Consider the following 21,183-nt stretch of genomic DNA (forward strand, 5'->3'; position numbering starts at 1 on the left):
TCTGACGGTCAGCGGGCCGGGCTCCATTCGGGGCGCCAGCCGAGGCGCAGCCGGTAGCCGTAGGCGAGGTGGCGCAGGGTCTGGCACGGGGAGCCGGCCCCCTCGCCGCACTGCGGGCAGGGGGCGCCGGCGTCGCGCGCGGCGGACAGGGCCGGGGTGTGCTCGTTCAGCAGCGCCAGCTCGGCGCCGCAGCGGGCGATCACGTCGGCGGGGTCGTGCAGGGCGATGTGGATCGCCTCGACCGGGTGCAGCAGGTCGTCGTCGTGGAAGCCGACGCGGGTGACCGTCCGCCGGCCGCCGAACTCCAGCCGCCGCGCGCCGCCGGTGCCCTGGCGTACCGGGCCGGGGGCGGCGCCGGAGGTCGTGAGGTAGCGCCAGGGCCCGGCTCCCGCGGCCTCCGCGGTGGCCTTGTCGGCCTCGATCTGCGTGCGCAGCCACTGCACCATCGTCGCGCCGTCGGTCTCCGGGACGCCCTCGACGCCGTCCAGCTCGCGCAGGAACGGGGTGACCGCCGTGTTCAGCTCGGCCACGAACGCCTCCAGCGAGGCCTGGGCGTCGTCCAGGTTGGGCAGCCCCTCGGCGCGCGGCCGGGTGGGTGTCGGCAGGCGGTCGCCGGACAGCGGGATGCGCAGCTCAAGCGTGCTCAGCACGGTCGGGCTGCCCTCCGGCCCGGCCGCGTACGGCTGTTCGCCCACGTGCCGCCAGCTCGACCAGCCGTCCGGCAGCGGTACGGGCGGCGGCGCGGCCAGCTCGACCACGGCCAGCGGGTCGCGGCCGTCCTCGGCGCGGTGGCAGGTGGCGTCCAGGACGCGGGGATGGGTGCGTACGTAGGGGGAGTCGGCGACCGGCCGGGTGGCGACCTCCCAGGCGGCCAGCGCGAAGTGCAGGGGGTCCAGCGTGACGCCGCTCGCGCCCGGCTCCCCGCCCGTGGCCGCGAACGCGTGCCGCCACCTGCGCAGTTGCTCGCCGTAGTGCTCCTGCGTCCCGCCGTGCCCGGCGTCGATCCAGAACGCCTGCTTCGCGGTGCGAACAGTGCTTTTCATCCCTGAACTCCCTTAATTACCCCGATTGTGGCCATCTGCCCGATATCGGGGGCGGTCACGCCTCCTGACGGACGCCCGTTAGCGTCGCGACCTGCGGGGTAGCCCACGGCCAGCGGGAAGTGCGAGCGAGGGGGATTATGGTCATGCGCACGACTGCTTTTCGGGGGATCAACCCCATCAACGGAGAACTGCGGCAACCGGCTCCACGCCGTTTCCAGCTCGTCCGGGCCGAGCGGCGAAGGCGGTCGCACCCGGTCGTCGCGGCGGTGGCCGGCGCCTGCGTCGGGGCCGTGGTGACGTACCTGCTGGATCCGGACCGGGGGCGCACGCGCCGCGCCCGCGTACGCGACAAGGGGTCGCACGCGACGCACGAGGTGCGCGACGGCCTGGGCGTGCTCGGCCGCGACCTGTCCAACCGGGGCCGCGGGTCGGCCGCGGCGGCCAGGTACCGCCTGACCGGCGGCTCGGCCGACGACCGCGTCCTGCACGAGCGCGTACGCGCCGAGCTGGGCCGCCACATCAGCCACCCGCACGCGGTGGAGGTGGACGTGCACGAGCGCGTCGTGACGCTCACCGGCGACGTGCTGGCCGGCGAGGACGAGCGCGCCCGCCAGAAGGTGCGCCGCATCCCGGGCGTCAGGCACGTGGAGACCAACTGGCACGTGCACCAGGACGGATCCGCCGTGCCCCGGCTGCAGGGCCAGGGGCGGCGGCGCAGGGCGGTGCCCGAGCTGATGCAGCAGCGCTGGTCGCCCACGACCCGGCTGCTCGCGGGCGGGGCCGCGGCCTCGATCTGGGCGATGACCAAGGGGCTGCCGAGGCCGCTGTCCTGGCTGTCCCGCTGCGCGGCGTCCGCGCTGGCCGTCCGCGCGGCGACGAACCTGCCGCTGCGCCGCCTCACCGGCGTCAACGCCGGCCGCGAGGCGATCCACGTCAACGCCGCCGTCTCGATCGCCGCGCCGCTGGAGGCCGTGTGGCCGATGGTGAGCGACTACTCGCTGTTCCCGCGCTTCATGCCGGACGTGGAGGAGGTGCGGCTGTCGGCCGACGAACTGCGTTCCCACTGGGTGATCAGGGGCCCGGCCGGGACGCGGATCCGGTTCACCGCCACCGAGACCAAGCGGGAGGAGGGCGCGGAGATCGCGTGGAAGTCCACGGAGGGCGAGCTCATCGCCCACACCGGCGTGCTGCGCGTGGACGCCCAGGCCGACGGCAGGACGCGTGTCCAGGTCCATCTGTGCTACAACCCCATTGCCGGGGCTGCCGGGCACGCCATCGCCGGCCTGCTCGGCGCGCATCCCGCGCGCAAGCTGCGCCAGGACCTGATGCGGCTGAAGGAGCACATCGAGAACCAGGTGCGGCCGGTCGCGCCGACCCTGCTCTGACCGCCGGGGGGCGCCGCCACGCGCGACCCGCTCGCGCGTGGCCCGCACGCTGGGACGATATCCGATTCGATATCACAGACGGATCGATATCGGTCTTGGACATCGCCTTTCGTCGTGTGCTGTCATGTCCGGGCTTGTCCATATTTCCGCCCGGAGGTGCCCCCGCATGCCCAACCGCTTGTCGAACATCGCCCGGCTGACGGTCGCCGCGGTGTCGGCCGGACTGCTGGCCGCGGCGATCACGCTGCCCGCCGTCGGCGGTACCGGCACACTGGTCGTCTCCGCCACCGAGGAGCTGAACCTCAAGCCGATGGTGCTGGAGGAGCCGCCACTCTCGCAGACCTCCACGGTGTACGACGCCGAGGGCAACGTGATCGCCCGGTTCTACGACCAGAACCGCGAGGTCGTCCGGCTGGACCAGATCGCCGGCGTGATGCGGGCGGCGATCGTCGCGATCGAGGACGACCGGTTCTACGAGCACGGCCCGATCGACGTGGAGGGCACGCTGCGCGCCCTGGTCACGAACTTCACCTCCAACCGGCTCAGCCAGGGCGGTTCGAGCATCACCCAGCAGTACGTCAAGCAGGTGCTGCTCAACGCGGCCGACAGCGAACAGGACAAGAACCGGGCCCTGGAGGCCAGCTACGCCCGCAAGCTCAAGGAACTGCGGTACGCGATGGGCGTCGAGCAGAAGTACGGCAAGGACGAGATCCTGCGCCGCTACCTCAACATCGCCTACTTCGGGGCGGGGGCCAACGGCGTGCAGGCGGCGGCCAGGCGCTTCTTCGGCATCCCGGCGGCCAAGCTCGACCTGGCCCAGGCCGCCACGCTGGCGGGCGCCGTGCAGGATCCGAACACGACCGACCCGAGCCGCGGGAAGAAGGCGCGCGCGCTGCTGCTCACCCGGCGCAACGTGGTGCTCGACCGGATGGCGGAGCTGGGCCGGATCACACCGCAGCAGGCGGCCACGGCCAAGGCGAAGAAGCTGGGCTTCCGTGACGTCCGGCAGCCCAACGGCTGCGGCGACAGCTCCTATCCGTACTTCTGCGAGTACGTCCGGCACGAGCTGCTCGGCGACCCGGCCTTCGGCCGTACGCAGCGGGCCAGGGAACGGGCCTTCGCCCAGGGCGGCCTGAAGATCTACACCACGCTGGACCCGAAGGCCCAGGCCGCCGCCGAGCAGGCCATCAAGAAGCACGTGAACGCCACGGACAACGCCCTGGCCGCCGAGGCCCTGGTCCAGCCCGGCACCGGCGCGATCAGGGCCATGGCCGCCAGCCGCGCCTACGGCTCCTCCGCCAGGAAGAAGCAGATCTCCTTCAACGCGGTGGCCGACATGCGGCACGGCGGGCTGATCGGCTTCCAGGCGGGCTCGACGTTCAAGACGTTCACGCTGGTCACCGCTCTCAAGCAGGGCATGAAGGTGGACGACGGCATCAACGTGGGCAACGGTTACAACGCCCCCTCCACCGCCTCCTTCAAGAACTGCCGCAAGGAGAACATCGGCGACCCGTCCTGGACGGTCACCAACGACGAGGGCTCGCCCGGCTTCAAGACGCTGCGCACCGGCACGTGGGGCTCGGTGAACACCTTCTTCATGGCCCTTCAGGAGCGGGTGGGGTTGTGCCCGACGGTGGAGACGGCCAAGTCGCTGGGCATCGTCCGGGCCGACGGGAACAAGTTGCAGGAGTTCGAGACGTTCACGCTCGGCATCAACGAGACCGACCCGGTGACCGTGGCCAACGCGTACGCCGCCATCGCCGCGCGGGGCAGGTACTGCGAGCCGACGGCGATCACCAAGATCACCGACGCCGCCACCGGCCGGACGACCTCGTACCGGCCGTCGTGCCGCCAGGCGCTGGACCCGGGGGTCGCCGACGCGACCGCGCACGTCCTGCAAGGGGTGTTCACCAAGGGCACGATGCGCTCGGTCGGCGGCATCGGACGCCCGGCGGCGGGCAAGACCGGCACCACCGACAAGTACGCCTCCGCCTGGTTCGCCGGGTTCACCCCGGATCTGGCGGGGGCCGTCAGCATCGGCGACCCGCGCGGGTCGCAGCGGCACAAGCTGGTCGGCACCACGATCGGCGGCCGGTACTTCCCCTACGTCGCCGGGGCCTCGCTGCCGGGGCCGATCTGGAAGGACACGATGACGGCGGCGCTGAAGGGCGTGCCCGCCAGGGCGTTCACACCGCTCGACACCGACCGGTTCGGCGGTTGCGACGCCGACTGCGCCCCCGACCGCCCCACGCAGGACCCGGACCGCGTCCTCCCTGACCCCGACCAGGCGTTCCCCGGCCAGGACGAGGACCTGGACCTGGGCCTGGACCTGGACGACGCCGGGGAGGCGGGCGGGGCGGGGCGAATGAGGTGACCCCCGGCCCGGTCCCATAACCCCGACCGGGGGATCAAGAGCTATACGACAGGCGGCGTACCCGGCCCATACCCTCGATGAGTCCGCACATCTCCGCCTCATCGAGGGACGGTTCGCCATGCCCAAGGCACGGACGTTCGACCGGATGCGCCCGGCGCTCAGCCGGACACACCTGGCACTCTGCCTCGCGCTCGCCGCCGGGGTCGCCACCATCGGCGCGGGCGCGGTCGCCGACGCCACCGCGTCGCGGCAGGGCGACCCGCGCCCGGTGGTCATCCGGGACACCCGCGGCGTCGCCGTCGGGCGGCTCAGCATCCTGCGCGAGGGGTTCGGTACGGCGCGCGTCTCGGTCTCGGTCAAGGGCCTGACGCCCGGCTTCCACGGCTTCCACATCCACACGACGGGCGTCTGCGACCCCAAGGCCGTCGATCCCGCGACCGGCCAGGTCTCCCCCTTCTTCACCGCCGGAGGCCACTTCGACCTGGCCGGCGGCACCCACGCCGGGCACGCGGGCGACCTGCCGCCGCTGCTGGTCGGCAAGGACGGGTCGGGCGCGGTGTCGGTCGTCACCGACCGGTTCGGGCTGCGCGAGCTGACCGACGCCGACGGCAGCGCGGTCGTCGTGCACGCGCTCCCCGACAACCTGGCCAACATCCCCACCCGCTACGCCCCCTCCGGCCCGGACGAGGCCACGCTCAGGACGGGCGACGCGGGCGGCCGTACCGCCTGCGGCGTGATCAAATGACGGAACGGCGGGCTCCCCGGACGGCGCGACGCGCGTGAGGGCCGCCACGGCCGGGCGGCGGGGTGCGGCTAGTCTCGTGCCGTAACGCCGCCGACCGTGGGAGTCACCGTCATGATCTTCATCACCGCGAAGTTCCGCGTCCTGCCCGAGTACGCCGGCCGCTGGCCGGAGCTCTCCGCCGAGTTCACCGAGGCCACCCGCGCCGAGCCGGGCTGCCTGTGGTTCGACTGGTCGCGCAGCCTCGACGACCCGGCCGAGTACGTCCTGGTCGAGGCGTTCCGCGACGGCGACGCCGGGGCCGCGCACGTGAACTCGGCGCACTTCAAGCAGGCCCAGCAGGTGTTGCCCGGCTACCTGGCCGAGACGCCGCGGATCGTGAACGCGACCGTCCCGCAGGACGACTGGTCGCTGCTCGGCGAGCTGGCCGTCCCCGAGCGGGGCTGACCGTTCACACCCGTACCACCAGCGCGGGGTCCAGCGCCGGACGGCGGTCACGGGGGCTCAGAGGTGGGGGCGGAAGGCCGCGGCGTGGGCGGTGGCCCAGGCGGCGAAGGTGCGGGGCGGACGGCCGAGCACCGTGGCCGCGTCCCCGGTGACCGGGTGCTGCGGGTGCTCGGCATGGCGCGCGTACCTGGCCAGCAGGGCGCGGACGAACGGCTCGGGCAGGCCGCCCGCGACCATGTGCCGCCCCGCCGCCTCCGGCGGGATCTCCTCGAAGCGCAGCGGGCGGCCGATCGCCTCGCCGATCACGGCCACCATCCGGGCGTGGGTCAGCGACTCGGGCCCGGTCAGTTCGAGCCGGCGCCCGGCATGCCCGCCGAGCAGCGCCCTGGCCGCGATCTCGACCAGGTCCCGCTCGTCGATCGGCACCTCCTGGAAGCCGGCGTAGATGTACCGGACGACGTCGCCGGCGCGGATCTGCGGGGCCCACGCCTGGAGGGCGTTCCCGGCGAAGGAGGCGGCGCGCAGACTGGTCCACTCCAGGCCGCCGGCCATGGCGGCGGCCTCGGCCTCCGCGTTCCGGTCGCCGCGGAAGCGGGAGGGCTGCTCGTCGAGGGGGTCGTCGGCGTTCATCGCGGACAGGGCGACCACCCGGCGCGCCCCGCGCTCGGCGGCGCGGGCGAGCAGGGCGGGCGCGGCGTCGCCGATGGCGCGCGGGTGCAGGAACACGGCGGTGACGCCGTCCAAGTGCTCGGCCAGGGTCTCGGGACGGGCCGGGTCGCCCTCGACGGCCTCGGCCCCGGCGGGCAGGCGCACCCCGGCCGCGGACCGGGTGATGGCACGTACCTTGGCCCCTTGGGCGGTGAGCAGCTCGACCAGCGGACGTCCGAGGGCGCCGGTGGCGCCGGTGATGAGGATGTTGTCGTTCATGCCCCCTGAGAGAGCCGCGGGGCGCGAAGTGTGACATCCGGACCGCCCGGCGGGCGTTCAGAACCCGATGGCCTCGCGGAGGAGCAGCACGGTGCCGCGTCCGGGCTGGTATTCCGCGTTGAGGACGAGCAGGCGGTTGACGGCACTGGGCCAGCCGTGGACCTCCTGCGTACGGGCGTTCTCCAGCGGCAGGCAGTGGTCCTCGACGCGACGCAGCGCGGTGCTCAGGTCGGGCACCACCTTCTGCGCCCCGACGATCCAGATCGCGCGCGCGGCGCCACCCGCGTAGCTGGGAAGCTGGCTTCCGCTGCCCGAGGCGACCACGAGGGAACCGGTCTCGGTGACCGCGTGGACGCTGCCCACGACGACGTCGGGGCTGGCCCGCAGCCGCCGGATCTCCTCCGCCCGGGTGGCGCGGTCCATGGCCAGGGTGCGCGGTTTGACGGCGTCGTACCGGCCGCCGGTGTTGATGTCGGCGTCGATGCCGGACAGGCGGAGGGTCTCGCTGGCCCCGGTGAACACGCTGGCGCCGTCGGGGATGAGCTCCTGGACGCGGACACGCGCGGCGGCGGCGTCATCGAGGATCTCGACGGTGAAGCCGTGCGCGGTCAGCGCCGCCGCCGCCCGTTCCAGACGCTCGGCGGTCGCCGCGTCGGCGAACGTGGTCTCCGGAATCAAGGTGGTCGTCATGTCTGAGAGCTCCCTGTTCGCTGGATGATGTGCTGGTCTCAGCGGTTCGACAACGCGGCCCCGAGGAATGTCAGGCCGGTACGCCGCCTCACATTCCGGCGTCCCGTCCTGTCGTACCGGTGAGGACAACCCGACAGAGGGAGCGACGGCCGCCATGACCACCCGATCCGACCCGAGCCTGGACGCGATCATGAGCGAGCGGCGTCACCTGACCAATCTCGCCTACCGGCTGCTGGGCTCGCTGGCCGAGGCCGAGGACGCCGTGCAGGAGACCTACACCCGCTGGTACGCCATGTCCCGGCAGGAGCAGGACGCCATCAGGTCCCCCGGCGCCTGGCTGACGACGGTCGCCAGCCGCGTCTGCCTCAACCTGCTCGGCTCGGCACGGGCCCGGCGCGAGACCTATGTGGGCGAATGGATCCCCGAGCCGCTGCCCGACGGCACCGCCGCCGACCCGGCCGACCGGGTCACCCTGGACGAGTCGGTCAACATGGCTTTCCTGGTCGTGCTGGAGTCGATGACCCCGGCCGAACGTGTCGCGTTCGTCCTGCACGACGTCTTCTGCCACTCCTTCGCCGAGGTGGCCGAGATCGTCGGCCGCACCCCGGCGGCCTGCCGCCAGCTGGCCTCCTCGGCCCGCCGCCGCGTACGGGCCGCGCGGCCTTCCCCGACCGCGACGGCCCGGCCGGTCGGCGGCGGCGGCGGTGTCGTCGTCAGGGAGTTCAAGCAGGCGTGGGAGGCCAAGGACATCGGCGCGCTGATCGCGCTGCTCGATCCCGACGCCACGGCGGTCGCCGACGGCGGCGGTCGCGCCACCACGTTCCGGCACCCCATCGAGGGCGGTGAGCAGATCGCCCGCGCCTGGATGGAGATCGCCCGCCGCAGGCCCGACGACATGACGTTCCTGGAGCGTACGGTCAACGGCCAGCCCGGTCTGGTGGCCGAGCAGGGCGGCGCCGTCGTGACGGTGTTCGCGTTCGAGGTGGCGGGCGACCGGATCAAGCACATCTGGGTGATCCGCAACCCCGACAAACTCCGCCACTGGACGACGGCCTGAAGCACGTCCGGCAGCACAGCCGCCCCCTCGGGACCCGCCGACAATGGGGCCTTTATCCGCATCGGAGCGGCGGGAGGCTACCCTGCGGCCCATGCACACCCAGTCACTCGCCCCCGCTCCGGCCCTCGGCCCCAGGCTCATCAGAGCCGAGATCCTCGTCGTGCTGTCGGTCTCGCTCGGCGCCAGCGCGGTGCTTTCGCTGGTCCGGCTGATCGGCGCGCTGACCGCGCCCCGGGAGCTGAAGGGGCAGCAGGCCGTGCTCGTCGGGTCGCTGGCCCCGGGGCGGCCGTGGCTGGACCTGACGTTGCAGCTCGTCGACATCGCGATCTCGGTGGCTCCGGTGGCGCTGGTGGCGTACCTGCTGGTCCGGTCGGGCGAGTCGTTGCGGACGATCGGGGTGGACCTGCGCGAACCGGGCCGCGACACGCTGCGCGGCGCGCTGCTCGCGGCGGCGATCGGCGGCTCGGGGCTGGCCTTCTACCTGGTGGTCCAGGCGATCGGCGTCAACCTGACGGTGGTGCCGGGGCAGTTGCCGGACGTGTGGTGGCGGGTGCCGGTGTTGCTGCTGGCCGCCGTGCAGAACGGGGTGCTGGAGGAGGTTCTGGTCGCCGGTTACCTGCTGCACCGGCTGGACCAGGCGGGCTGGGGGCCGTGGCGGGCGGTGGCGGTGTCGGCGGTGTTGCGGGGGTCGTACCACCTGTATCAGGGGTTCGGGGGGTTCGTCGGGAATGTGGTGATGGGCCTGGTGTTCGGGCGGCTGTACCAGCGATGGGGGCGGGCGATGCCGCTGGTGGTCGCGCACACGCTGATCGACGCGGTGGCCTTCGCCGGGTACGCCGCGCTGCACGGCAAGGTGAGCTGGCTCCCCTGACACCGGCCCGCAAACCACGCAAGCCGTTTGCGCAGTTAACGCAAGAAGCCGATAGAGACGAGAAGCTCGACAACAACGTTACGAAACTCTTTCGCACGAGCCTTGTGTCCCGGGGTCGTGGGGTCCTACTGTCACCTCACCCCCCGAGAGAATCGAGCTTGCGATGTCACGCACGAGCACATCGAGGAGAGTCGTGGCGGTGCTCGCCGCGGCTCTCGGCCTCCCCCTCGCGCCGCTCGCCGCCCCCGCCCAGGCCGCCGCCACGGGAGCGCGGCCGGTGGTGACGCGGGCCGCCCTCGACCCGGCGCTGGTGGCCGGCAGGGGCGCGCGCGTCGGCTTCGCCGAGCAGGAGGCCGAGAACGCCGCGACGGACGGCACGGTCATCGGCCCCGACCGCTCCGCGTACACGCTGCCCGCCGAGGCGTCCGGGCGGCGGGCCGTCAGGCTGACACCCGGGCAGCACGTCGAGTTCACGCTCCCGGCCGCGGCCAACGCGATCACCGTGCGCTACAGCATCCCCGACGCGCCCTCGGGCGGCGGCATCACCGCGCCGCTCGACGTGGCCGTGAACGGCAGGCGCACCGCGACCATGACGCTGACCTCGCAGTACTCGTGGCTCTACAACCAGTACCCGTTCACCAACGACCCCGGCGCCGACCTGCTGCACCCCGACTGGTGGATCACCGAGTGCTCCTGCGTGCCCGCCGCGACCACCCCGGCCCCGGCGATCGCCAAGCCGTTCCGGCCCAGCCACTTCTACGACGAGCAGCGCCTGCCGCTCGGCCGGACGTACCGGGCGGGTGACCGGATCCGGCTCACGGCGAGTTCCGGCGCCGCCTGGACGGTCGTCGACCTGCTGGACTCCGAGCTCGTCGCCCCGCCGCGGATCGAGCCGCGCGCGGCGAACGTGCTGGCCTTCGGCGCCGACCCGACCGGCCGCCGGGAGTCCTCGGCCGCCTTCGACCGGGCCGTCGCCTTCGCCCGGCGCGCCCACCTGAAGGTGTACGTCCCGCCCGGCACGTACCAGGTGAACCGGCACATCGTCGTGGACGACGTGACGATCATCGGCGCGGGAAGCTGGTACACGATCATCAAGGGCCGCCAGGTCACGCTGGACACCCCGGCGCCCGACGGCTCGGTCCACACCGGCGTCGGCTTCTACGGCAAGGACGCGAAGGACGGCGGCAGCGGGAACGTGCACCTGTCCGGGTTCGCGATCGAGGGCGACGTACGCGAGCGGATCGACACCGACCAGGTCAACGGCATCGGCGGCGCGATGAGCGACTCCACGATCGAGGGCCTCTACATCCACCACACGAAGGTCGGCCTATGGTTCGGCGGCCCGATGAGCGGCACCCGCGTCACCGGCAACGTGATCGCCGACCAGATCGCCGACGGGCTCAACTTCCACACCGGCGTCACCGGCTCGGTCGTGTCGGACACCTTCGTCCGCAACTCCGGCGACGACGGCCTGGCGATGTGGTCGGAGAAGACGGCGAACGCGCGCAACACGTTCGACCACAACACCGTGCAGACGCCGGTGCTGGCCAACGGCATCGCCCTCTACGGCGGCACCGACAACACCGTCTCGGCCAACCTGATCGCCGACCCCGTACGTGAGGGCAGCGCCCTCCAGGTCGGCTCCCGCTTCGGCGCCGAGCCGTTCGCGGGCCGCCTGGACATCACCGGCAACACCACCGTCCGGGCGGGCACGTACGAGCTGAACTGGAACATCGGCCTCGGCGCGATCTGGTTCTACGCCCTGGAGCACGACATCGACGCCGACGTCCGGGTGACCGGCGACCACTACCTGGACAACACCTACAACGCCGTCATGCTGGTCGCCGACTGGCCGGTCAAGGACCTGTACTCCATCAAGAACCTGCACTTCGAGGACATCAGGGTGGACGGCACCGGCACCTCGGTGCTCAGCGCCCGCGCCGCCGGCTCGGCCACCTTCGCGAACGTGGACGCGCGCAACGTGGGCGCGGTCCCGGTCAACAACTGCGGCACCTTCCACTTCACCCCGGCGGGCTCGGAGTTCTCCCTGGCCGACGGCGGCGGCAACGACGGCTGGCTGGCGCCCTGGCTCCTCCCCAACACGCTCACCTGCGACGACCGCCCGCCGGTCACCCCGCCCCCGGCTCCTTCTCCCTGGTGAGGCACCCGCGTCAGGCGGCGGGGGCGCTCCGGTCCGGCGACCGGTGTTGACCCCGCGCCCCCGCCCGCTCTACGCGGTGGCCGGCTGCCCGACGGCGAGCGCCGCGGCCACCTGCGGCGCGACCCGGTCGGCCCACCCGTTCAGGATCTCCCCCAGCCCGGGAAGCTGGGACTCCAGTACGGCGAGCCCGGGTGTCGGCACGGTCGCGCCCAGCTCGACCAGCAACGGCCGCAGGTGCACCTCGACCGCCAGCGTGTGCTTCGCGTCGCCCATGACCAGCAGCGGCAGCGCCACCACCCCGGCCAGCGCCTCCGGCCGCAGCCGGTCCACGAACGCCTTCAGCAGCCCGGTGTAGGTGCCCTTGTAGGTGGGGCTGGCCACGACCAGCACCCTCGCCTCGGCGACCAGCTCCAGCGCCACCTCGACCCCGGGCACGGGCCCCGGGGCGAGCAGGTGCGGCCCGAGCGCCGACAGGTCGACCACGTCGTTCGCGCCCGGGAGGCCGAGCCGCCGCGCGACGGCCTCGGCGGCCTCGACGGCCACGCTTCTCGTCCTGGAGCCCTCGCGGGGGTTGCCGACTAGCGTGACGACGCTCATCCGGCCACCGCCGCTTCCAGCCTGGCCGCGTAGCGGGAGGCGGGCCGGGTCAGGCCGTAGTTGTCGCGGAGGGTACGGCCCTCGTACTCGTACCGGAACAGGCCCCTGATCTGCAGCTCCGGCACGACGTGGTCGACGAAGTCGGACAACCCCAACGGGAGCAGCGGCGGCATGATGTTGAAGCCGTCGGCGGCCCCGGTGAAGAACCACTCCTGGAGCTGGTCGGCGATCTGCTCGGGCGTGCCGGCGACCACCCGGTGGCCGCGTCCGCCGGCCAGGCGGTTGAGCAGTTGCCTGACCGTCAGGCGCTCCCGCCTGGCCAGGTCGATGACGAGCTTGCGCCGGCTCTGCGCGCCCTCGGTCTCCGTGGGCACGTCGGGCAGCGGCCGGTCGAGGTCGTCCTCGCTCAGCTCGATGCCGGTCATGTGGGAGAGCTGGGCCAGGCCGTACGCGGGGATGATCAGGTCTTCGAGCTCCTTCTCCAGGTGCAGCGCCTCCCGTTCGGTCGAGCCGATGATCGGCGAGATGCCGGGCAGGACGAGCACGTCGCCGGGCTGCCTGCCGTGGGCGGCCAGCCGCCGCTTGATGTCGGTGTAGAACTCCTGGCCCTCCTCCAGCGTCTGCTGGGCGGTGAAGACGGCCTCGGCGTGCCGGGCGGCGAACTCCTTGCCGTCCTCCGACGACCCGGCCTGGACCAGCAGCGGACGGCCCTGCGGCGAGCGCGAGGTGTTCAGCGGGCCCCTGACGGCGAAGTGGTGGCCCGCGTGCTCGATGGGGTGGATCTTGCCGGTGTCGGCGTACAGGCCGCCCGCGCGGTCGCCCAGGATGGCGTCGTCCTCCCAGCTGTCCCAGAGCTTGCCGACGACGTCCAGGAACTCGTCGGCCCTGGCGTAGCGGGCGGCGTGCGCGGGGCGTTCGACGCCGAAGTTGAGCGCCTCGGCCTCGCTGGCGGAGGTGACGATGTTCCAGCCGGCCCGGCCGCCGCTGATGTGGTCGAGGGAGGCGAACTTGCGCGCCACGTGGAAGGGCTCGTTGTACGTCGTGGACACGGTCGCGATCAGGCCTATGTGGTCGGTCACCGAGGCGAGGGCGGCCAGCAGCGTGAGCGGTTCGAGGCCGCCGAGCGCGTTGTGCCGGACGTTGCCCTGCAGGGCCACGCCGTCGGCCAGGAAGAGCGAGTCGAGCTTGCCGCGCTCGGCGATCCTGGCCAGCTCCTGGTAGTGGCGGACGTCGGTCAGGCGGCTCGGCTCGGTGCGCGGATGCCGCCAGGCCGCCTCGTGATGGCCGACGCCCATGAGGAAGGCGTTCAGGTGGAGCTTTCTCGTCACGTGGTCCTCCAGGTGGAGAAGCGGCGCTCGACGCCGATCAGGAGCAGGTTGAACAGCAGGCCGACCACGGAGATCGTGATGATGCCGGCGTACATGTCGGGGATGCGGAAGCTGGACTGGGCGTCGAGGATGAGGTAGCCGAGCCCGGCCTTGGCGCCGACCATCTCGGCGAACAGCAGGACCAGGATCGAGTACGCGCCGGCCAGGCGCACGCCGGTGAAGATGGTGGGCACGGCGGCCGGGAGGATCACCTTCTGGAACAGGCGTACCGGGCCGAGGCCCATCGACCGGGCCGACTTGATCAGCAGGGGCTCGACGGTCTTCACGCCGCTGATCGTGTTGAGCAGGATGGGCCAGGAGCAGGCGTACAGGACGAACGTCACCTTCGTCGTCTCGCCGATGCCGAGGATGAGCGTGAAGACCGGCAGCAGCGCGACCGCGGAGGTGTTGCGGAAGACCTCCAGCAGCGGGGTGAGGAAGTCGGCGACCGGCTTGTACCAGCCGATCAGCAGCCCGAGCGGGATGGCCAGCACGATCGCCAGCCCGAACCCGGACAGCGAGCGCACCAGCGACGCCTCCAGGTGCTCGGGGAGCTGGCCGGCGATCAGCAGGTCCACGCCCGCGGCGAGGCTCTCGGAGAGCGGGGGCACGAACACGGGGTCCACCACGCCGAGGCGGGGCAGCGCCTCCCAGGCGGCCAGGAGCAGCAGGATGGCGGCCGAGTTCCGCACCACCCGCCGGGCCGCGTCCCCGACCCGCCGCCCGGTCGCGCCGGGGCTCCGGCTCGCCGCGCCGGCGTTCCGGTTCTCCCCCACAGCGGGGGCGACGGGGGCGGCCGGGGCCGCGGGGCGGGCCGGGGTGGGCTCGCCGGAGCCGGGCTCGGCCTCGTCGTCGGGCAGGTCGTACCAGTGGACGTCGCCCTCGGGCCGCGTCCGCTCGTCGGCGCGCGCGTCAGTCATGCCGGATCGCCGCCTTCCGCTCCTGCACCTGCGCCGCGGCGACCTCGTCGCGCAGCAGCCCCCACACGTGGTGCCGGTACTCCCCGAAGCGCGGGTCGGCCCGCAGGTCGCCCTCGCGCGAGTCGAACTCCACCTCGGTGATCTCCTTGATCCGGCCGGGCCTGGAGGTCATGACGGCGACCCGCTGCCCCAGGTAGACGGCCTCGTCGATGCCGTGCGTGATGAAGATGACGGTCTTGCGGGTGTGCTGCCAGATGCGCAGCAGCTCCTCCTGGAGCGACTCGCGGGTCTGCGCGTCGAGCGCCGCGAACGGCTCGTCCATCAGCAGGACGTCGGGGTCGAAGGCCAGGCTGCGGGCGATGGCGACACGCTGGCGCATGCCGCCCGACAACTCGTGCGGGTAACGGTCCTCGAAGCCGGACAGGCCGACCAGCTCCAGGTGCCGCCGCGCCCGTTCCGTACGCTCGGCCTTGCCCACGCCCTTGGCCTCCAGCCCGAACGCCACGTTGGCCAGGGCGGTACGCCACGGGAACAGCGCGTACTGCTGGAAGACGACCCCCCGGTCGAGGCCGGGCCCGGTGACGGGCACGCCGTTGACCACGATCTCGCCCGACGTCGGCTCGGTCAGCCCGGCGACCAGGTCGAGGAGCGTGGACTTGCCGCACCCGCTCGGCCCGACCAGCGTGAGGAACTCCCCTTCCCGGACGTCGAGGTCGATCCCGGACAGGGCGGTGAACGGCTCGTCCGCGTCCCTGACCCGGAACTCCTTGCCGACGTTCCGGATGCCGATCTTGGTACGGACGCCGGTCTCGCTGATCGTGGCGGTCATGACCCGTTCCCGTTCGCGTAGGGGTTGAACTCGTTGGTGTAGACGTCGCTCGCCTTGACCTGGCCGGGGCGGATCTCGCCCTCGCGCTGGAGCCAGTCGATCCACCGCTGGAACTCCCGGCTGTCGATCACGCCGCCCTTGCCCGCGATGCCGGTGCTCTTCCAGAGCTTCACCGTGTCGGTGCTCTCGTTGCGCCCGCGCTTGGCGATGATCTGCTCGAACTTGGCGACGACCTCCGTACGCGGGTGGGTCTGGGCCCATTCGATGGCCTTGGCGAAGCCGGTGACGAAGGTCTTGACGGTGGCGGGGTTCGCGGCGATGAAGTCCTCGCGCAGCACGACGGACCCGGCCGTGAACGGGCCGAACAACTCGACGTCGGTGAACAGGGGACGCAGCCCGCCGCGTTCGAGCGCCTTGTCCTTGAGCACGCCGCCGAGCGTGCCGACGTCGAGCTGTCCCTGGCGCAGGGCCTGCTCGGTGTTGACCGGCGGGATCACCACGAGCTGGACCTGCTCGATCTCGGCCGGGGTCAGCCCCTGGCGCTTGAGGTACTCCTTGATGACGGCCTCGTGGTGCGCGCCGAGGGTGTTGACGCCGATCTTCTTGCCGATGAGGTCGCGGGCGGTCCTGATGGGGCTGTCGTCCTTGACGTAGTAGCCGCTGAACGACTTCTCGTCCGAGCCGTAGTAGCCGATCACCGCCTTGATCGGCGCCTTGGCCGCCTTGAGCTTGATGACGGCGCCGTCGAAGGCGCCGCCGAAGTCGGTCTGGCCGGTGGCCGCGGACTGGATGTCCTGCGGCCCGGAGGTGGTGTTGCCCACCCACTTGAGCTTGAGGTCGCCGAGGTAGCCGAGCTCCGCGGCCAGTTCGGGGAAGGTGACGTTGCCCGCGCTGCCCTGGTAGCGGAGCTCCTTCACCTCCGGTCCGCCGGGTTTCGCCGAACCCTCGGCCGCGCCACAGCCGACGGTCACGGTCGCGAGCAGCACGGCGAGGAGTGCATGTCTGATGTTGATCACGAGAAGTTCCTCTGGGGAGAACTGCGCAGGGGTCGGGGGCTGCCGGAGGTGCGTGATCAGCGACACTGCGCGCTGGCGACGTGGCCGAAGTCCACGTGCGGGCGCCGGGTCAGGTAGAGGCCCTGGCTCATGCGTACGAAGCTACGGAACCCGTGAAGCTAAGTCAACATTCCCTACTGGATTTACATGAAAAGCCACGTGCCACTTCCGGAAACGGACCCCACCGCATCCCCGGTTTGGCGATCTTCGTTCGGGGGAATCCGGTCCGCGGACGAACGAACTCGGCCACCGAGCATCGTCGCAGCCCCGGGAGCTGATCAGCGTGGGCGAAGCCGAATGGCCCGCAGATCTCGATGTGGGAAGACTGTTGGAGTCGGGGTGGCGGCCCACTCCGTTCAGGCAGTTCATACTCAAGCTCCACAGCCGCTGCAACCTCGCGTGCGACTACTGCTACATGTACGAGATGGCCGACCAGAGCTGGCGCAGCCAGCCGCGCCGTATGTCCGGCCCGACGATCGACCGCGTGGCCGCCCGCATCGCCGAACACGCGCGGGCCAACGGCCTGGAGAGCGTCGAGGTCATCCTGCACGGCGGCGAACCTCTGCTGGCCGGCGTCGACCACATGCGCTACGCGCTGACCGCGCTGCGCGCCGCGCTCGGCCCCGGCATCGAGCTGGTGACCCGCGTGCAGACGAACGGCGTCCTGCTGAACGAGGCGTTCCTGAGCCTGTTCGCCGACCTGGACGTCCACGTGGGCGTCAGCGTCGACGGCGACGAGGAGGGGCACGACCGCCACCGCCGCCGCGCCTCCGGCCAGGGCAGCTACGAGCAGGTACGGGCCGGCATCGAACGCCTGACCGCGCCCGGCTACCGCCACCTGTTCGGCGGCCTGCTGTGCACGCTCGACCTGGCCAACGACCCCGTCACGACCTACGAGGCGCTGCTGCGGTTCCGTCCGCCGGTGCTGGACTTCCTGCTGCCGCACGGCAACTGGGAGGCTCCCCCGCCCGGCTGGTCCCCCACCGGCTCCCCGTACGGCGACTGGCTCGTGGCCGTCTTCGACCGCTGGTACCGCGCGCCGGAGCGGGAGACCCAGATCCGGATGTTCAGCCAGATCATCCGGCTGGTGTGCGGCCGGCCGTCCAGGAGCGAGGGCATCGGGTTGTCCCCGGTCGCGGTCGTGGTCATCGAGACCGACGGCAGCATCGAACAGGTCGACACGCTCAAGTCCGCGTACGAGGGCGCCTCCGGCACGCTGCTGCACACCTTCCGCGACTCCTTCGACGCGGCGCTGCTCCTGCCCTCCATCGCGGCCCGGCAGATCGGCGCGCGGGCCCTCTCGGACGAGTGCGCCGCCTGCGAGCTGGCCAGGATCTGCGGCGGCGGGCTCTACCCCCACCGCTACCGTCCGGGCACCGGGTTCCGCAACCCGTCGATCTTCTGCCGCGACCTGTACCGGCTGATCAGCCACATCCGGCAGGCCGTGACCGCCGACGTGGCCGGCCTGACCGGCCCCGCCGGGCCGGCCGGTCCGGCGGACCTGACGGACCGGACCGGGGCCGCGCCGCCGCCGGCCCCGCGCACCCCCGAGTTGCTCGCGCCCGGCGGGTGAGCGGGGCCGGGCCCGGTCAGACCGGCGGCGGGTCGAAGTCGCAGTCGAGGTGGCGCCGCTCGGCGGCCACCCGCGTGTCCGGGTGCTCGGGGCCCAGCGTCTCCAGGTAGGAGAGCATGGTCGCGTCGAAGAGCGCCGCGCCCTCCGCCTGCTGCCCGGCGGCCTCCAGGTCGGCCGACAGGTTGGCGGCCGACGCCAGGGTCGTGGGGTGGCGGGCGCCCATCAGCGCGCTCAGCCGCTGGTGGACCTCCACGCCGACCTCGCAGGCGTTCTTGAGGTCGCCGAGCACGGCCAGGTCGCTGGCGTAGTTGATGGCGATGAGCAGGAAGTAGTGGTGGTCGCGGCCCAGCCTGCGCTCGATGCCGTCGAGCGCCTTCCTGTTCAGCTCGCGGGCCGCCTGCGCGTCGCCGAGCACCCGGTGCAGCAGGGCCACGTTGCTGGCGCAGCCGTGGTTGTAGGGGTGGCCGGGGCCGTACATCCGCGGGTAGCGGTTCATGGTGTCGAAGGCCAGCTCGAAGGCGGCCTCCACGTTGCCGTTGGCGCGGTTGCAGTTGGCCAGGCAGGTGGCGGCGGCGAGGGTGCTCGGGTGGTCGACGCCGTACAGCCGTACGTAGCGTTCGTGCAGGTCGATGGCCTGGGCGAGGGCGTCCTCCGTCTCGCCGGACCGCAGCAGGGCGATCGCGAGGTCCTTCTGCGCCAGCAGGATCCTGGGGTGGTTGGCGTCGAAGAACTCGCGGCCGAAGATCAGCGCGTCGTCGCACACGTCGACCGCCTGGCGGTAGTCGCCGCACAGCCGCACGACCCTGCCGAGGCCGGTGCGCAGGTTGAGCTCGGTGCCGCGGGTGACCACGGTCGCGCCGCCCTGGGCCACGCGCAGCGCCTCCAGCAGCAGTTCCCTGGCGCGGACGTACTCGGAGGTCAGGCCGTAGTCGATGGCGAGGCTGTTGATCGCCCGCAGGGTGGTGACGTCCTCGGTGCCCAGCACCTTCCTGTGCAGGCGCAGCGACTCCTCGTCGTGCTCCTTGGCGTCGATGAAGCGTCCCTGCGCGCGCAGGTCGGAGCCGATGCCGTTGAGCAGGATGAGGGTGTCGCGGTGCTCCGCGCCGAGCGCGCGGCGCACGGTGACGAGGGTGGCCTGGTTGAGCTCGTACGCCTCGGCGTAGCGGCCCTGGTCGCGCAGCAGGTCTCCCTGCAGCCGCTGGGCCTGGAGCACGTGCCGGTCCTCCGGGCCCGAGTCCTGCGTCCAGCGGTCGAGGAACGACGTCACGTGGCTGCCGGTCGCGGCGTAGTTGCCGGAGGAGCTGAGGTAGGTCAGCATCTTGATCGAGAAGTCGCGGACCTCCTCCCTGCGGCTCTCCGCCACCCTGGCCGGTCTGACGTGGGCCAGCAGCGCGTCGTAGCGCGGCCAGTTGGTCGGGTCGTCGGCGGCCGAGGGCAGCGCGCCGACGAGCAGCGAGTGCACCTCCGACCGGATCTCCTCCTGGGTCTCCTGGTCGAGCTCCTCCCGCAGCAGGGCCTGGATCAGCCGGTGGACCTGGAGGGTGGCCGGCCGTCCCGGACCTCGCTGGCCGCCGGCCTGCCGGTTCGCCTCGACCTCGACCCGTACCAGGGCGTACTTGGCCAGCGTGCCGATGGCCCCGCTCAGCTTGATCGGGTCGGCGAGCAGGTCGGCGATCACCGGTCGCACCGTCCCCTTGACCGGGACGAGCACCGAGCGCGGGATGGGCTCGGGCCCGAAGAAGGCGCAGCAGCGCAGCAACTCCATGGCCTCGGGCAGGTTCTCCTTGAGCTTGGCCACCGACAGGCCCCACGCGGCCGTCATGGAGACCGGGTACTCCGAGGGCTTGCCCTTGCTCAGCAGTTGGCTGGTGCGCTGCTGGAGTAGCTTGAGGTATTCCTCCGGCGCCATGCCGGTCTCGCTCTGCAGCGCGGCCGCCTGCTCCAGCGCCAGCGGCAGGTCGCCGAGGGCCTCGGCCAGCTCGACGGCGATGGCGTCGCTGATGGCCTTGCGCATGCGCTTCTGGAAGAAGTCGACGCTCTCCTCGCGCGGGAAGACGTCGACGGGGACGGTGTCGACGACGCTCTCCCAGCGATGGTTGCGCGAGGTGATCAGCACGTGTCCCGGCCCGGGACGCACGATCTCCCTGATGTCGTCCGGCTCGTCGGCGTTGTCGAAGATCAGCAGCCACCGGCGGGTCGGGTCGCCGCGGCGCAGCGCCTGGAGGACGGCGTTGGCCGCCTCGTCGATGCCCGTCGCGGTCGGGCCGGGCAGTCCGAGCTGCGGCGCGAGCTGGGCCAGCGTCGAGCGGACCAGGCCGGGCTGGTCGGACGGGATCCACCAGACGAGGTCGTACTCGTCGCGGAAGCGATAGGCGTACTCGATCGCGGCCTGCGTCTTGCCGACGCCGCCGTAGCCCTGGAGGGCGTGCGGCACGACCGCGGTGGGCTGCTGGAGGATGCTGTCCCGCAGCCTGGAGAGCAGCTCCTCGCGGCCGGTGAAGTTCTTGTTCCGGGGTGGAACCTTCCAGACATTGGGAAAGTCGCTCACTGCGCGCTGTGCGGCGGACGGCTCTGGAATCGTCACGTGCCCGCCCTTCTGTCCGTGCCTTCACGGTGTGTTCATGCCGGAATGGAATGTCGTTTCCGCGGAAAGGGCAACATAAAAAACGACAGCTGTCATGGTAGCGGCCCGGCGAGCCGCGTACTACCCGACCATTAGCGACGTTCGCCATCGGCCCGTTCGGGACGGCAGTTATTCGCGCACCTATTGGCGGGCGGACGAAATTCGGCCAATCTTGGATCAGCCTGTTGAGCACTTCGCTCCGGACGGGCCGGTCATCCGGACGGGGAACGCTGCGGGCAGGCCAGAGCCGACGAGGGAGCGCCCATGGCACCGCAGGTCGTCACGCAACACACGGATCTTCTTGATTTGTCCGCACTCTCACCTGCACGTCTCGAGGGGCTGGGGAACTCCGTGATCGCACTGGAGTTGCTCGAACTGCTCGAATCGGGCCCGGGGGACGACGAGGTCTTCGCCGCGTTCGACAACAGCATGCCGGTGCCGCACCGGCCCGGAAATCCGTAATCACTCAACCGGTTCGCCGAAACCCGGCGGAGATCTTTCCCCGGGTTTCGGCGAAGCCGA

Annotated in this window: 18 protein-coding genes; 9 read left to right on the forward strand and 9 right to left on the reverse strand. The window is 71.9% G+C overall.

Annotated features, from left to right (window positions below):
- Nucleotides 1–8: 8 nt before the first annotated feature.
- Nucleotides 9–1,043, reverse strand: coding sequence for a DUF6221 family protein (locus tag IEZ27_RS25835; RefSeq protein ID WP_189649599.1), 1,035 nt, complete (start codon nt 1,041–1,043; stop codon nt 9–11).
- A 143-nt stretch (nt 1,044–1,186) separates the two neighbouring features.
- On the opposite strand from IEZ27_RS25835, the gene IEZ27_RS25840 reads away from it, so the two are divergent.
- From IEZ27_RS25840 to IEZ27_RS25855, 4 genes are all read left to right on the forward strand, one after another.
- On the forward strand, nt 1,187–2,428 hold the full coding sequence (locus tag IEZ27_RS25840) for an SRPBCC family protein (protein WP_189649600.1): 1,242 nt from the start codon (nt 1,187–1,189) through the stop codon (nt 2,426–2,428).
- 166 nt (nt 2,429–2,594) lie between these two features.
- Nucleotides 2,595–4,802, forward strand: coding sequence for a transglycosylase domain-containing protein (locus tag IEZ27_RS25845; RefSeq protein WP_189649601.1), 2,208 nt, complete (start codon nt 2,595–2,597; stop codon nt 4,800–4,802).
- Nucleotides 4,803–4,920: 118 nt separating this feature from the next.
- Nucleotides 4,921–5,547, forward strand: a complete 627-nt coding sequence (locus tag IEZ27_RS25850; RefSeq protein ID WP_221762080.1) for a superoxide dismutase family protein — start codon at nt 4,921–4,923, stop codon at nt 5,545–5,547.
- Between the two features lie 111 nt (nt 5,548–5,658).
- Nucleotides 5,659–5,991, forward strand: coding sequence for a putative quinol monooxygenase (locus tag IEZ27_RS25855; RefSeq protein WP_189649602.1), 333 nt, complete (start codon nt 5,659–5,661; stop codon nt 5,989–5,991).
- Nucleotides 5,992–6,048: 57 nt separating this feature from the next.
- Here the strand turns inward: IEZ27_RS25855 and IEZ27_RS25860 are convergent, their stop codons facing one another.
- Nucleotides 6,049–6,918: an NAD(P)H-binding protein gene (locus IEZ27_RS25860; protein ID WP_189649603.1), complete on the reverse strand. Its 870-nt coding sequence runs from the start codon at nt 6,916–6,918 to the stop codon at nt 6,049–6,051.
- Nucleotides 6,919–6,975: 57 nt separating this feature from the next.
- Nucleotides 6,976–7,608 (reverse strand): LUD domain-containing protein, encoded by a 633-nt coding sequence (locus tag IEZ27_RS25865; protein WP_189649604.1) that lies wholly within the window; start codon nt 7,606–7,608, stop codon nt 6,976–6,978.
- 154 nt (nt 7,609–7,762) lie between these two features.
- Between IEZ27_RS25865 and sigJ the strand changes: the two genes are divergently transcribed.
- The 3 genes from sigJ (at nt 7,763) to IEZ27_RS25880 (ending at nt 11,697) form a co-directional block, all read left to right on the forward strand.
- Entirely contained in the window at nt 7,763–8,665 is a 903-nt protein-coding gene (sigJ, locus tag IEZ27_RS25870; protein ID WP_189649605.1) for an RNA polymerase sigma factor SigJ, read from the forward strand.
- Nucleotides 8,666–8,756: 91 nt separating this feature from the next.
- Nucleotides 8,757–9,536 (forward strand): CPBP family intramembrane glutamic endopeptidase, encoded by a 780-nt coding sequence (locus IEZ27_RS25875; RefSeq protein ID WP_189649606.1) that lies wholly within the window; start codon nt 8,757–8,759, stop codon nt 9,534–9,536.
- Between the two features lie 193 nt (nt 9,537–9,729).
- A complete protein-coding gene (locus IEZ27_RS25880; RefSeq protein ID WP_229824323.1) occupies nt 9,730–11,697 on the forward strand; it encodes a glycosyl hydrolase family 28-related protein in 1,968 nt (655 codons plus the stop codon).
- Nucleotides 11,698–11,766: 69 nt separating this feature from the next.
- On the opposite strand, the gene IEZ27_RS25885 is transcribed toward IEZ27_RS25880, so the two are convergent.
- The 5 genes from IEZ27_RS25885 to IEZ27_RS25905 are packed head-to-tail and all read right to left on the reverse strand — an operon-like array spanning nt 11,767 to nt 16,426.
- Nucleotides 11,767–12,294, reverse strand: a complete 528-nt coding sequence (locus IEZ27_RS25885) for an NADPH-dependent FMN reductase (protein ID WP_189649608.1) — start codon at nt 12,292–12,294, stop codon at nt 11,767–11,769.
- Nucleotides 12,291–13,622, reverse strand: a complete 1,332-nt coding sequence (locus IEZ27_RS25890; protein ID WP_229824324.1) for an LLM class flavin-dependent oxidoreductase — start codon at nt 13,620–13,622, stop codon at nt 12,291–12,293. Before IEZ27_RS25890 ends, IEZ27_RS25885 begins: the two co-directional genes overlap by 4 nt.
- A complete protein-coding gene (locus tag IEZ27_RS25895) occupies nt 13,619–14,581 on the reverse strand; it encodes an ABC transporter permease (RefSeq protein WP_229824325.1) in 963 nt (320 codons plus the stop codon). Before IEZ27_RS25895 ends, IEZ27_RS25890 begins: the two co-directional genes overlap by 4 nt.
- Complete coding sequence (locus IEZ27_RS25900; RefSeq protein WP_125632992.1) at nt 14,574–15,410, reverse strand: ABC transporter ATP-binding protein; 837 nt, start codon at nt 15,408–15,410, stop codon at nt 14,574–14,576. Before IEZ27_RS25900 ends, IEZ27_RS25895 begins: the two co-directional genes overlap by 8 nt.
- Nucleotides 15,407–16,426 (reverse strand): ABC transporter substrate-binding protein, encoded by a 1,020-nt coding sequence (locus tag IEZ27_RS25905; protein WP_189649609.1) that lies wholly within the window; start codon nt 16,424–16,426, stop codon nt 15,407–15,409. Before IEZ27_RS25905 ends, IEZ27_RS25900 begins: the two co-directional genes overlap by 4 nt.
- 355 nt (nt 16,427–16,781) lie before the next feature.
- Here IEZ27_RS25905 and IEZ27_RS25910 point away from each other — a divergent pair, with 355 nt between their 5' ends.
- Complete coding sequence (locus IEZ27_RS25910) at nt 16,782–18,038, forward strand: FxsB family cyclophane-forming radical SAM/SPASM peptide maturase (RefSeq protein WP_229824326.1); 1,257 nt, start codon at nt 16,782–16,784, stop codon at nt 18,036–18,038.
- Between the two features lie 16 nt (nt 18,039–18,054).
- Here IEZ27_RS25910 and fxsT read toward each other — a convergent pair whose 3' ends face one another.
- A complete protein-coding gene (gene fxsT, locus IEZ27_RS25915; protein ID WP_189649610.1) occupies nt 18,055–20,622 on the reverse strand; it encodes an FxSxx-COOH system tetratricopeptide repeat protein in 2,568 nt (855 codons plus the stop codon).
- A gap of 303 nt (nt 20,623–20,925) precedes the next feature.
- Here fxsT and IEZ27_RS25920 point away from each other — a divergent pair, with 303 nt between their 5' ends.
- Entirely contained in the window at nt 20,926–21,123 is a 198-nt protein-coding gene (locus IEZ27_RS25920) for a hypothetical protein (RefSeq protein WP_189649611.1), read from the forward strand.
- Nucleotides 21,124–21,183 lie beyond the last annotated feature (60 nt).

The sequence above is a fragment of the Nonomuraea spiralis genome, assembly GCF_014648435.1.
GTDB lineage: Bacteria > Actinomycetota > Actinomycetes > Streptosporangiales > Streptosporangiaceae > Nonomuraea > Nonomuraea spiralis.